The sequence below is a fragment of the Cellvibrio sp. BR genome (genome assembly GCF_000263355.1).
In the GTDB taxonomy this organism is placed as follows: domain Bacteria; phylum Pseudomonadota; class Gammaproteobacteria; order Pseudomonadales; family Cellvibrionaceae; genus Cellvibrio.
The window spans coordinates 335,770-349,334 of record NZ_JH668200.1; the positions used below are offsets into that span (position 1 = coordinate 335,770).

A 13,565-nucleotide genomic window follows, 5' to 3' on the forward strand; every position below is an offset into this window, starting at 1 on the left:
TATAATCAAAAATCATAGCGATGGTGTAAAAATCAAGCGCCTTGACCACTGTCTTCAGTCTGTAATCAAATTGTCATAAACACTGCCTAGATTGCGTCGGGTATTAACCAATCTGCGTATGCTTATGAAAATCTCCTCCCGTTTGATGCTCGGCGCCATGTTACTCACCGGTGTTGCGGTATTACTGGCCGCTGGTACTACCGGTTGGCTGGCGTTAAAGGAATCCAACCGCGCTTTATCGCACAATCTTGAACAACAATTTCAAGCACTCGCCGCCGGGCGCGCACATGCCGTTACTGCGCAGTTTTCCAATTATCAGGAATTGCTTTTATCGCTCTCACATGGGCGCATGACTCAAGAAGCGGTGTACGGCTTTGTACGCCCCTTTGCATCCTATCGCTATGAGGTTCCCAGCCGGGCGACGGAGGAATTACGCAGCGAATTAATGCAGTGGTACAACAATAGCTATCAACCATATCATCGCCAACAAACGCAAGGTGACCCACTGGATAGCCGTAGGTGGCTGGATAAATTCTCGCAAGAGGCGTTACTGATTCAGCATTATTATCTGCAACAGAATCCGCAGGAAATTACTCAATTCGCGCTGATGGACGATGCCAGTGACGCGACCATTTATGGCCAACAACATCGGCGTTACCACAGCAGCTTTCGCGATTTAAGCCAACGTTTTGGTTTTAGCGATTTGCTGTTGATTGATGCCCAAAGTCAAACCGTTATTTATTCCGTCGCCAAAAGCCCACTGTTAGGCACCTCGCTCAAAGACGGGCCATTTAGTCAGTCACCGCTTGCCCAATTGAGTGCACAGTTACAGAGTGCACGCGCCGATCAGGTTTTGCTCTCGCGGTTTTATCTGAACCCCGCACGGTTTAATCAGCAGGTGGCTTATATGGGTTTGCCGGTATTTCATGATGTGCAAAGCCCCGATAAAGCCGTTGGCTTTTTAGTCGTCGAAATTCCTGCAACACAACTGACACACATTATTAACGCAACACGCAACTGGCAGGCATTGGGTTTGGGCAGCAGTGGCGATGTGTATATCACCGATCAGGATGGACAATTGCTGACGGAACTGCGGCCTATGCTGGAAGCACCGGAACATTTTCTATCGCAGCTACAAGCCGTTACCAGCGGTGAGCAATTTGAGAAAATGAATCGCCTGCAGCAAATCAGTGGTTATTTTTCACCAAATACCCAGGCGGTAAAAAATGCCCTCGCGGGTGAAACCGGCAGCGGAATGACTGAGGATTATTTGGCACAGCGCGTATTGAGCAGCTGGCAACCCCTTGGTTTTGGCGGCCAACAATTTGCGCTGGTGGCGCAACAAGACCCTGACGAAATATTTGCACCGCTGGCAAGCCTGCGCAGCACCTTGTGGCGCAGTGTCGCGATTGCCATTGTGGTATTGACCGGGCTTGCCGCGTTAGTCGCCTTTTTATTTGCGCAACACATTGGCGAACCGCTCAAACAATTAGCCGCAGCGATTAAAAAATCGGCGCAGGATAAAAATCTGCTCAGTAGCTTTCCTGCACAGCGCAAGGACGAACTGGGCGATATCGGACAATCACTCAATTATTTATTCAGCGAATTAAATTCGGTGATGATGCAGGTGAACAGTTCCAGTGAACAAAGTTTGCAGGGCGCGCTGGATAATGTCACTACCACCCGCCAGTGTCGCGATGAAACTGCACGCCAACGCCATGAAATGAATCACGTAGGCGCCGAAACTGAAGTAGTCGTGAAATCCCTTGCGCAGATGACCGAGCGTTTAAATATCGTCACGCAGAAAGTGAATCACGCCGCCCAGGTGGCGGGTGAAGGGCGCCTGCGAGTGCAGAGTGTTGACCAACAAATGCAAATTCTTGCGCAGCAAGTTACTCACTCCTGCTCAACCCTGGCTGAGCTGCGCAGCGCAACGGACAATATAGGCTCGGTCTTGGACACTATTCAAAGCGTGGCGGAGCAAACCAATTTATTGGCCTTGAATGCGGCGATTGAAGCGGCGCGTGCCGGTGAGCATGGGCGCGGCTTTGCGGTAGTCGCCGAAGAGGTGCGCCGCCTGTCATTTGATACCCAAAGCGCGACGGGTGAAATTAAAAAAATGATTGATCAACTGCGTAACTCAGTCACGCAAATTTCGACGGGCCTAAATGCCGAACAGGAAAGTGCACAGAATTGTTTACTAGAAACCCGCGCGACCCAGGACTCGCTCAAAAATATTGAGGCCGCCGTTGCCGAAGCAAGCGCAATTACCCATAGCGTTAATAACAGCGCACAAGATGAAAGTCAGCGTGCGCAATCCATGCGCGGCCGCTTGATCCAGTTGATCACCGGCATTAACGAAACCGATATCGCCATCACCCGCCTTGCCGAAAGCGCCGAGCAGCAAAATGCGCTGGCGAATCGCGTAATGAGCGCCGCTAAAGTATTGCGGTTTGAACAGCGTCGTTGATTAGCGAAGCAGATAACTCAAACATTCATCCACTTCGTCGGCGGAGCCGAGAATCACTGCCACGCGTTCATGCAATTGTTGCGGTTGAATGTCTAAAATCCGCTGGCTTTCACTAAAGGCTTTACCGCCCGCATTTTCAATTAACATGGCCATGGGATTGGCTTCATACAACAAGCGTAATTTGGCAGGTTGTTTGGCATTGCGCGAATCTGAAGGGTAGAGAAAAATCCCACTGCGCGTGAGTACGCGATGCACATCACCTACCATCGCCGCATTCCAACGCATGTTAAAACGTTTTCCACGCGGACCTATTTCCCCCAGCACCAAATCATCAATGTAAGCGCGCATGTCCTCGTTCCAGAAACGCGCGTTGCTCATGTTGATGGCAAATTCTTGCGTCTGCGCAGCGAGTTGAATCAGGTCGGCAGTGAGCAAAAAATTGCCTTGGGTTGAATCCAAAGTAAAACAGCGCGTGCCTTTACCGGTGGTAATAGCCAATAACGTGGACGGGCCATAGAGCACGTAACCCGCGCAAACCTGGTGTGTGCCCTGCTGCTGGAATTGCAGTTCACTGCTGTGTGGAATTAAATCCAGCGCGCGATAGATACTGAAAATAGTACCTATCTGACCGTTGATATCAATGTTCGAAGAACCGTCGAGCGGATCAAAAGCGACCAGATATTTACCGGCATCATTTCCTGCAACTGCGGTGTCTTCCTCTTCCGAAGCGATGGCCGCAACCAAGGGGCAGGCGAGTAATAAATCCTTCAGCAATTGATTGGAAATAATATCCAAATGCTTTTGGGTTTCGCCTTGGATATTTTCATCCTGCGTTGAACCCAACACGCCCGCCAGTGCGCCTTGGCGCACGCGAAAGGCAATTTCTTTACTCGCATCGACGATGGTTTCGATAACCTGAATCAGGTCGTCGCTGACATCGTCACTGCGCAATACACTGAATAAATTTTTCATGCACTTACCTGTAGTAACGTTTAAATCCAAAACAATCTGCGTTTTTTGTCATACCCGCGCACGCGGGTATCCATAACAACTACTGGACTCCTGCGTTCGCAGGAGTGACGAACGAATCTGCAGGGGTGACAAATAACTTTTCAAGAACGAAAAATAAATTTTTAGGCGCGACGAATAAATTAAATGTAGCGATTAATGCAATTTAAATCGGCAAAGGATTGTTCCAAACGCTTTACCATCACTTCTTCACTGTGACGCAACCATACCCGTGGGTCGTAGAATTTTTTGTTGGGTTTGTCATCGCCCTCGGGGTTGCCAATTTGCCCCTGCAAATAGGCTTCATTGGTTTTGTAATAATCCATAGTGCCCTGCCAGAAAGCCCATTGGGTATCGGTATCGATATTCATTTTAATCACACCGTAGCGGATGGCTTCCGCAATTTCTTCTGCGGCGGAACCCGAACCGCCGTGGAATACAAAATTCAAACTGTTGGCAGGCAAACCAAATTTTTCACTCACGTAGGTTTGTGAATTTTTCAAAATAGACGGTGTGAGTTGCACGTTGCCGGGTTTATACACCCCATGCACATTGCCAAAAGAAGCAGCGATGGTGAATTTTTCGCTAATCGCGCTAAGTTTTTCATAAGCGTAAGCGACATCTTCCGGCTGGGTGTAAAGCGCGGAATTATCCAGATTGGTATTGTCTACGCCATCCTCTTCGCCACCGGTGCAGCCCAATTCAATTTCCAGGGTGACATCGATTTTTTTCATGCGCACCAAATACTCGGCTGAAATTTCGATATTTTCTTGCAGCGATTCTTCCGACAGATCGATCATATGCGAACTGAATAGGGGTTTACCGGTCTGCGCAAAATGGGTTTCGCTCGCCGCTAATAATCCATCGATCCAGGGCAATAATTTTTTGGCGGCGTGATCAGTGTGCAAAATCACCGGAACGCCATAAGCTTCCGCGACCGCGTGTACATATTTGGCGGCGGCGATAGAACCTAAAATCGAACTGCCCTGACCTTCAAGCTTGATACTTTTGCCCAGGAAAAATGCCGAACCGCCCTGCGACAGCTGCACAATGACCGGGGAATTTACCCGGCGCGCCGCTTCCAGGGTGGCGTTAATCGTATTGGTATTGCAGATATTGACGGCCGGGTAAGCGAAACCGCCCGCTTTGGCGGCAGCGAATAATTGATTAAGGGCATCGCCGGTAGCAACACCGGGGGCAACGAGGTTCGCGAGACTGTTCATCATCAAATCCTGAGCTGTGGTTGATTTTTTGTGATGACCGAGTTGTTCGCCGATTGGATTTTTTAGTTTTTCTTTTTTATGTCGAATATAAATTTATGTGCACATTTTTTACGATAGGGGCGCTGCTTGCCGCGCCCTTGTCATCTTTATCACACCGCCATGACGGTAAAAAATTTAGTCATTAATTTCCGCCAGTTCCGAAGCCTGCTCACAAATCGCCACAAAGTGACCTGGATCCAGGCTCGCGCCACCAACTAATAAACCGTCGATATCCGGCTGGCGCAGCAGTTCACTGGCGTTGGCTTTGGTCACACTGCCGCCGTACAAAATGCGCACGCGATTGGCGGTGTCTTCGTCAAACAGACGAACAACTTCCGCGCGAATGTATTGATGCACATGCTGGGCAATGGCCGGGGTCGCGGCGAGGCCGGTGCCAATCGCCCATACGGGTTCATAGGCGATGCACAGATCTTTACCGGCCAGATCCAACCCGCCCAAACCTTCACTCAACTGTTTAAACAACACCTGCTCAGTGATATTGGCTTCGCGCTCTTCGCGGTTTTCACCCACACACAACACCGGCAACAGACCGTGATTGAGCGCGGTATTCACTTTGATTTTGCAGCCTTCGTTGTTCTCGGCAAACATGGCGCGGCGCTCCGAGTGGCCGATCAGGCAGAGCGAGCAGCCAGCCTGCTTGAGCATTTGTGCCGAGGTCTCGCCGGTATAAGCACCCGATTCGTAACGGCTCACATTCTGGCTACCAATTTGCAATTCCGAGTACTGCAAAAAGGTGAGCATATCGCGCATGTACAAATAGGGTGGGCAGATAGCAATTTGCGCAGCAAAGTGCTTGCCAATAAACGAGGCCACGGAAGTGCAGATCAGGTCAAGGCCGCCATTGAGCTTCCAGTTGGCAATCACTATGGGTTTACGCTGTTTCATGGTTATGACTCAAAAAAGACCAGGAGCGTCCGGGCTATAGCCGGTCACCCTGTTTGGGTGGGCGCAGTTGATAGGGAAAATGCTACACAGGCGCGTGAAATCGAGCAAGCAACAAAAGGAGATATTTTGTTCAAAACTGCATTTATTTGGTTTTTTAATCCTAATTTATTGCATTTTTTGTGTGTAAACGTTTCAAATAGAGGGCAATTAAAAATGTAATCGTTTACATTTTGTCGTATTTATTCGCCCTTACTAAGGCTGTGATCATGGCTGGGATCGTAAATCGCAAAGCGGTTTTTACCGCTGCGTTTGACCTGATACATGGCCTGATCCGCATGTTTGCGCAAGCTGAGCGGATTGTCGCCATGCTCGGGGTAGAGGGCGATGCCGATACTCATTCCAACCACCTCAAGAACGCCCGGCTGCACCGCGATGGGCACTTGTTGGGCATCGAGAATTTTCTGTGCGATACGCTGCACCATTTGCAGGTTGCCGGCGTGATTGAGCAGCAGCAGAAATTCATCGCCACCGATACGTGCCACCACATCGGAGTCGCGCACCAGCTTGCGCAGCCGCTGGGCGATGGCGACCAGCACCCGGTCGCCAGCGTCGTGACCGTAGGTGTCATTAATAAACTTGAAGCGATCCAGGTCAATCAGCAGCACCGCAAAACGATTATCGCCTGGGCCACGCTGGTTAATCAGGGTATGCAGGGCGTCCTCTACCGATTGGCGGTTGCTCAACCCGGTCAGGGTGTCGGTCTCCGCCAGCTCGCGGGAGCGTCGCTCGGCGTGTTTGCGCTCGGTCACGTCGTACATCACACCTTCAATAGTAGCGGTCTGTTGCCTGCTACCTGCCGGTGAAAAAATACAGTGCACCCAGCGTTCGCGGCCGTCGGCCATGCTCTGGCGCAGGCGTAAATCGGCCGAATGGGGGCGCCCGGTGACGGCGGCCAATTGAATCAGCGAACCCGCTTCGAGGCTATCCAGAAATACGCTGTTAGCGAGGTTTTCATGGCCGCTGCCAGCGGGTTGTTGTTCACTCAGGCCGGTGAGGCGGAAAAAAGCGGGGTTGGCAGTGATCAGCAAACCACCCTCGCGCACGAGGAAAATGCCGGCGCTGCTGTCCTCAAAAATACCGCGAAACCGGGTTTCCAACAGTTCGACGCGATGGCGCAGCTGGCGCTCCTCCTCCAGCATTGCCTCCACCGTGTGCAGAAGCGCGTTGATATCGCCACTGAGCTGGCCGATTTCATCCCCGCGATGCAAGCCGGTAACCGGGATTCGCCCGCCATCGCCGGGGGTAATCCGGTGTAGCCGCCCGGACAGGTTTACCAGCGGGCGGGTCATCATCCAATACACCAGAATCAATACCAGCAGCGCCACCACCGCCGCTTGGGCAGCAAGCCCGATGGCGGTGGCCATGGCCGAGTCGCGCGCGCGCAATTCAATCAGCGAACTATTGGGCATTACCGCCAGCTCGCCCACAATTTCTTCTTCATCAAAGGGGCCGTAAAGTGCCAGGGTGACCGGCGCACGACGCGGGTTTGGCGGCGCCTTACCCTGCTGGCCAATCACCTCATTGCCTACCGTAATGCGCGCACCAGTAACTATGTCGTTCTGGGCGAGGCCATCCACCACTTGCTGCGCCAGCTCGCGATTGCCTACATAGGCGGCGATGGCGGCAGTAGCGCGCACCGTCTCCAATAATTGCTGCACCGAGCGCTCGCTGTCGGCGAAGGATTGCTGGTAACTGTGCTGATAGAAATATTGTGACGACAGCGCCACCACCAACAGCGCAGCGGTAGCGACACTCAGGGAAACTTTGATGTGCAGGCTTCTGATATTCATGGTGTGGGGGACAGCTCCATCACCACTTTAACCCCCTTGGGTAGCGGTTGTGCAGGCACGTAGGCTATGGCGCTGGGGTCTTTGGCGACCGCATCGATAATCGCCTGGTCACTGGGAAATTGCTGGGGAGGCGACATACGTCCGGCAAATACCAGGGTGGCCCAGTAGGCATCCACCTGCGCCTCACTTTTGCCAGTCAGGGATTTATAAAAAAGCTCGCGCAGCGGCAGCCCGGCATTCCAGTCAAAAGTGCGCGCAGGGGCGCCATTGGGAAAGGATGATGCGCGCCCCATAAACAGATCTACCACCTGCTTTTGCTGCAGCTGGGTGAGCGGATTGCTGGCATGGACCACCACCACAATGTCAGTACCGAAGGCACTGGCGGGTAGCCACAACAGCAGTATCAGCAATAGTCTGCTCATCAAAACAACATATCCAAAGTAAGGCTGGTGACCGTACTGCGCTGGTCGGTTTGAATGGCTTGGCTCGAGTCGGTACGCAGCCACAGATTGGTGCCATCGGCATCGATACGGAACTCCTCCACCTGCAGTTTAAGTGCCATTTTGGCCGCAAAATCCCAGCGGACTCCCGCCCCCGCGCTGGACTGATTAATTCGCACGCCGTTTAGGCTTACCCGGGTAATCTGGGCCAATTGCGCCACCTGTTCCGCCAACGGGCTGGGCAGACCGGCCGGGGCGCTTACATGAATCAACTCACGGCGCGGTTTGGAGCGGCCAGTGAGCGCATAAACCGTAAACTGGTTCAGGCGGCGACCGAGGCTCAGGTAGGCGCGATCACTCTGGGGCACCACCCCCACCTGGCTTTGCAGACGGCTGAATTCGCCCTGCAACAACCAGTCATTGTTGTCGTAGTTCAACCCCAGGGCGTGATAGCTAAAACGGCGTTCATAGGTAGCCGTCATGTCTGCCAGCTCGGTCGCTTGCGGCCAGTAGGGGCTGACACTATTGAGTGCATTTACCAGCGAGCGGGTGGCGTTGTTGTTGATTTTTATATCGGCGTAGGTATAACGCAGCTTCCAGTGAGCGCGCTCGGCAGCCAGGCTGAAGCCGCCCGCATCAAAATCCAAACGGCTGTGCCCCTCGGAGCGCAGACCAACGGGAAACTTCTGGTCATGGTTGCCGTAAAAGGCTTTGAGGCGGAGGGTGTTGCCGTTGAATTCAAACTGCTTGGCAAGGTCGATACCGTCGAGGTGGAAAATCGATAGCAAGCCATAAAAGTCATGGGGCGGGCGGGCCCAGGGGTAGGCGTAACCCACCTGGCGATAATCGGACAGGGTAAAAATATCCGCACCCATGCGCCCAACGCGCAGATCGACGCCATCCACCGGGCGATAGCCGATAAAAGCCCACTCCACCGCCTCCTCCAGGCCACTGTTAAAACGCTCCTTGGCGACCAGCTGCACGGTTGCGTCTAGCTGATGACTCCAGCGCCCATGCCATTGGGCACCGACAAGGCTATCAGTTTGCCATTCCAATGAACCGTCGTAGGAACCGTCATCCTGGGAGACATCGCGACGGAACACCAATTGATCGTTGCTACTGGTAACGAGCCCCAGGGTGGCAAAGCCGGAAAAGCGGTGCTCGTTAATCGCTTGTGACAGGGGGGATACCAGCAAAGCAGCGGTACAAAGCAGGGTGGACGCAACAACACGAGGAGAAATAACGAAGCAAAACATGAACAACAACCTGTTAAGCCATGCCTGGCGTGTGCACAAAAGAATGGTCTGAGTATAGTCACCCAGGCCGCATTTGCCGCAGACCGGGGTGATAATCAGGCTACATCTGGGCGATATATTTGGACAGGGTCTCAAATTTTTCAGCATCGTTATCGACAAAACGCACCACGATTTTCACCACATTGGTATCCGGCCGGCCTTCACCGGCCTGAATACTGTGGACATAACCGTTCACCCGCGCCAAGCTGCTGCCATCGCCGGTTTCTATGTCCACTACCGCCTGTTCAAACAGGCCGGGCAGGTCGTCGCTGCGCTGCATTAAACCACTCATCAATTGCAGCGACATTTCACGGATCACGACGCCAAAGGTGCGATTATTGGCAAAGCGTAGCTGCGCCTTGCCTTTAACGGTTTTGGCCGGCGCCGCAACCGCCTGCACCGCCGGTTTGGCGCCCAGTGCGCCTGCACTGTTATTTGTAAAAGGGCTGGCGAAGGGGTTAACTACTGGCGCCGCGGGCTTGGGAGCGGGTTTGGCGCCACCGGTCAGTACATCCACCGAAGCAAAGGCTATGCCCTGAGTGGTGGCACTGCGCGCGCTGGCGACGGGCGTTTTACCCGCCAATTTGAGCTGTTTGAAGACTTTTTTCAGCAACTCATCGGCCGAAAAGGGTTTGGAGAGGTAATCGGAGACGCCCAATTCAATCGCTTTGACTATGTGATTGCGATCACCGCGACTGGAAATCATGATAAACGGCACTGTGCCGGCATTGGGCATAGCGCGCACCGCCGTAAGCAGTTCAGCGCCCGTCATATTGGGCATTTCCCAGTCCGAGAGAATCAAATCCACACTTTGATTTTTCATCTGCGCCAGAGCGCGATTGCCGTCGGGTGCATCCAACACTTCCACACCGGGAATCTTGTCCCGCAACTGTTTTTTGATCATGTCGCGGATGAAAGTGGCATCGTCCACCACCAGAATACGTATTGCCATTGCACGGCTCCCAGGCTGTATATCCCTAGAGCCTAGCCCAAGTTTGGCGCCTGTGCAGGCTTAATAACGCTTTGCCGGCAAGGAGTTAGGGTAGACCCGCGATCAGGCGCGAACGCGGCGCGGCAGCAGGGAAACTATGTTGCTATCTTCGTCAGCGGAGTAGGTGGCGATTGAAGCGTCAACGGCAATACGCACCCAATGGCGCAGTTCATTTGGCTCGTCGAGCAGGTGGTCGGGCAGGTGGTAAAAATCGGACTGCAGCGCTACACCACGCGGCTGCAAGGTCTGCATAGCCTGTTGCTGGTAGAGCGGGCGAGAGCAGTCATCGGCGCGGAAATAGAGGCGATCATTCACGATCAGCGCAAATTGAACCCCGTGGTGATAGATCGCCGCACCATTAAAAATACGGCGATAAGCCACCTCTGCCACGCGCGACAAGCGGGCAATAACATGGTCCAGATAGCGGTTGCTCAGACTCATGGGTGACTTCCTATCCTGTCGCGGCGGGCGCGCATTGGGTTATTGATTTGATGGTGCCAAGATCCAAGTTTTGGCATGGGCAGAGGATAGATCAATTTTTGACGTCAGAAAATGCCTCAACACAAAATCTTACAAATCGACCAGCGGCGGGCTTAAACCAGCTCGGCACGGGTAAACACCCATTCGGTGGACGATGACATGGCCTTGTTGTAGCGGTATCCCGCGCTATCAAACCCCTTCAGCTGCTCGGCCGCCGTGAGCTGGTTTTGCACTATGTAGGCACTCATCATGCCGCGCGCTTTTTTGGCAAAGAAGCTGATGATTTTGTACTGGCCGTTTTTTTGATCCTTAAACACCGGGGTAATCACCTCGGCCTGCAGCTTTTTAGGGTTCACCGCCCCCCAGTATTCGGTGGAGGCGAGGTTGACCAGCACGCGCTCACGCTGTTGCTCCAACTCGGCATTGAGCTGGTCGGTGATGATATCGCCCCAAAAGTGATAGAGATTTTTGCCGCGCGGGTTGGCAAAACCGGTACCCATTTCCAGCCGGTAGGGCTGGATTAAATCCAGCGGGCGCAGCAAGCCGTAAAGGCCGCTGAGAATACGTAAATGTTGCTGGGCAAATTCGAAGTCGTTGGCGCCGTAATTTTCGGCTGCCATGCCGGTGTAAACATCCCCTTTAAACGCCAGCACCGCCTGTTTGGCATTGGCCGGGGTAAAAGGTGCCCGCCACTCCAAAAAACGCTGGGCGTTGAGCTGCCCGAGTTTTTCGCTGATGGACATCAACTTGGACACCTGCGCGGGCGGCAACTCGCGCAGGTCGTTAATCAGCAGCTGCGAGTGCTCCAGAAATTGCGGTTGGCTATAAATAGCGGTGGGCGATGGGCTGTCAAAATCCAGGGTTTTAGCGGGAGAAATTACATGCAACATAAATAGGGGACATCACCACAAAAGGATTATTCGGGTTTAAGCAGATCCAGCCACCAATTGAGCGGTGTTTGGCCGTCGGTGGGGTCGTAGACATTGCCGTACATCCACGCGCTTTGGCCGTCGCGCCCCACAAATTCGTTAAGAATATTTTCAATGGCGCTAAAGCCGCAGCTCACGTGGATGGAATACACCAGCATACGCGGTGTTTCGCGATCCAGTTCACCGCCCAGTTTTTCCAACTCGGGGGTGAGCTGATCGGCGATGGATTGAATATCGCTGCGGCTAAATACACGAATACTCAGATTTCCACTGCGCTGTACCAGGTCAAATTCACGGGTGTCGCTGAGCATTTTGACTACATCACCACTGGCCAGGCCCTTGGCAAACGCGGGCGATTGCACCAACTGGAAATTGCCGTCCTCCAATTCACGCACATGCAGCTGCTCGACAATCGGTTTGCCGTCTGCACCCAGGCCGGCAAAAAGTTCTATCACTTGTAGGGATTTTTTCGACACGTATTCACCTTGTATTAAAATCTTGCCGTCAAACTAGTTGTGGCATTATACCCACCTCTGTCACAAGGAGTTCCACTATGAAACTGTTCTCGCAATTACTTGTACTCGCCAGCCTCAGCCTGCTGATGACTGGCTGTGTGGTTAATCCGGTTACTGGTAAAAGCCAGTTGTCGATCATGTCCCCCGAACAGGAAATCGCCACCGGCACCCAGAACTATGGGCCGGGCCAACAGGCGCAAGGCGGTCAATATGTGGTGGACCCGGGGCTGACGACCTATGTGCAACAGGTGGGCAAAAAATTGGCCGCGGTGAGCGACCGCCCCAACCTGCCCTATGAATTTGTGGTGCTCAATAACGATGTACCCAATGCCTGGGCGATGCCCGGTGGCAAATTGGCGATCAACCGCGGGTTGTTGGTTTATCTGGAAGATGAAGCCCAACTCGCCGCCGTACTGGGCCATGAAATTGTGCATGCCGCCGCCCGTCACAGCGCGCAACAGCAAACCCAAAATGTGTTGATGGGTGCAGGCGTGTTGATTGCCGGTGTTGCCATCGCCGAGAAAAAACCGGAATACGGTGTGCTCGGCATGGGCGCCATGGCCGTAGGTGCCCAGGCATGGCAAGCCAAATACGGCCGCAGCCATGAGCTTGAGTCGGATGAAGTGGGCATGAAGTACATGGCCAAAGCCGGTTACGACGCGCAAGCGGCGGTAGAGCTGCAGGAGATTTTTGTGAAGCTGTCGGAAGGGCGCAACAGCGGCTTTATCGAAGGCCTGTTTGCCAGCCACCCACCGTCACAATCGCGTGTTGATGCCAACCGTAAACACGCCGCGCAATACCCTGGCGGGGTGCGCAACAAGGCGCAATTCCAACGCGCCATGGCGCAGGTAAACAAAGACAAAAAAGCCTACGAAAATTATCAAAAAGCACAAAAACTCGCGGGCGAGAAAAAATACATCGATGCGCAAAACTACGTTGAACAAGCCATCGCCCAACAACCCAGAGAAAATTTATTTTGGGAGATGAAAGGCCAGCTGTTAATGCAGCAGAAAAAAGACAATGAAGCCGTAGTGGCTCTGGATCGCGCGATTCAAGCCAACCCGCAATATTTCAAACCCTATGTGTTCCGTGGCATCGCCTACAAACAATTGGGTAAAAACGATATGGCAGAAAAAGATTTGACCACCAGCCAGCGCTATTTGCCCACCCAAATTGCCACCTATTATTTAGGTGAAGTTGCACTCGCCAAAGGCAACCGCAGCCAAGCTGCCCAATATTTCCAACAAGCGGCGCAAGGCGGCGGGGAAATTGGCGAAGCAGCGAAGGGACAACTGGGCAAATTGCAGTAATGCAACCGGCAACAACCGCTAAAACATGGCCATAGCAGGGAGGCTAGGCCATAAAAAATGGCGGCGACTATAAGCGCAATGCGTATAATCGCCGCCACACAATTCTGAT

General features: G+C 53.1%; 12 protein-coding genes. 2 read left to right on the plus strand and 10 right to left on the minus strand.

The features are described 5' to 3' along the window. The first annotated feature begins 124 nt into the window (after positions 1-124). Entirely contained in the window at positions 125-2,470 is a 2,346-nt protein-coding gene (locus O59_RS01385) for a methyl-accepting chemotaxis protein (RefSeq protein WP_007638743.1), read from the plus strand. Here the strand turns inward: O59_RS01385 and O59_RS01390 are convergent, their stop codons facing one another. From O59_RS01390 to O59_RS01435, 10 genes are all read right to left on the minus strand, one after another. Continuing rightward, the gene (locus O59_RS01390) at positions 2,471-3,442 is read right to left on the minus strand and encodes a class 1 fructose-bisphosphatase (protein WP_007638752.1); all 972 of its coding nucleotides are present in this window, start codon (positions 3,440-3,442) and stop codon (positions 2,471-2,473) included. 179 nt (positions 3,443-3,621) lie between these two features. After that, on the minus strand, positions 3,622-4,701 hold the full coding sequence (gene fbaA, locus O59_RS01395; protein ID WP_198284733.1) for a class II fructose-bisphosphate aldolase: 1,080 nt from the start codon (positions 4,699-4,701) through the stop codon (positions 3,622-3,624). Positions 4,702-4,875: 174 nt separating this feature from the next. Further along, positions 4,876-5,646, minus strand: coding sequence for a triose-phosphate isomerase (tpiA, locus tag O59_RS01400; RefSeq protein ID WP_007638758.1), 771 nt, complete (start codon positions 5,644-5,646; stop codon positions 4,876-4,878). Between the two features lie 239 nt (positions 5,647-5,885). Next, positions 5,886-7,496, minus strand: a complete 1,611-nt coding sequence (locus tag O59_RS01405; RefSeq protein WP_007638760.1) for a diguanylate cyclase domain-containing protein — start codon at positions 7,494-7,496, stop codon at positions 5,886-5,888. Next, a complete protein-coding gene (locus tag O59_RS01410) occupies positions 7,493-7,918 on the minus strand; it encodes a hypothetical protein (protein ID WP_040391016.1) in 426 nt (141 codons plus the stop codon). The genes O59_RS01405 and O59_RS01410 overlap by 4 nt, the downstream gene beginning before the upstream one ends. Next, complete coding sequence (locus O59_RS01415) at positions 7,918-9,192, minus strand: hypothetical protein (RefSeq protein ID WP_151055514.1); 1,275 nt, start codon at positions 9,190-9,192, stop codon at positions 7,918-7,920. The genes O59_RS01410 and O59_RS01415 overlap by 1 nt, the downstream gene beginning before the upstream one ends. Before the next feature lie 100 nt (positions 9,193-9,292). Further along, positions 9,293-10,183, minus strand: a complete 891-nt coding sequence (locus O59_RS01420) for a response regulator (protein WP_007638763.1) — start codon at positions 10,181-10,183, stop codon at positions 9,293-9,295. 102 nt (positions 10,184-10,285) lie between these two features. Beyond that, positions 10,286-10,663, minus strand: a complete 378-nt coding sequence (locus tag O59_RS20800; RefSeq protein ID WP_007638764.1) for a TfoX/Sxy family protein — start codon at positions 10,661-10,663, stop codon at positions 10,286-10,288. A gap of 152 nt (positions 10,664-10,815) precedes the next feature. Then, the gene (gene yaaA / locus O59_RS01430; RefSeq protein WP_007638765.1) at positions 10,816-11,592 is read right to left on the minus strand and encodes a peroxide stress protein YaaA; all 777 of its coding nucleotides are present in this window, start codon (positions 11,590-11,592) and stop codon (positions 10,816-10,818) included. Positions 11,593-11,618: 26 nt separating this feature from the next. Then, entirely contained in the window at positions 11,619-12,107 is a 489-nt protein-coding gene (locus O59_RS01435) for a DUF4265 domain-containing protein (RefSeq protein ID WP_007638766.1), read from the minus strand. A 77-nt stretch (positions 12,108-12,184) separates the two neighbouring features. Between O59_RS01435 and O59_RS01440 the strand changes: the two genes are divergently transcribed. Beyond that, positions 12,185-13,456, plus strand: a complete 1,272-nt coding sequence (locus tag O59_RS01440) for a M48 family metalloprotease (RefSeq protein WP_007638767.1) — start codon at positions 12,185-12,187, stop codon at positions 13,454-13,456. Positions 13,457-13,565 lie beyond the last annotated feature (109 nt).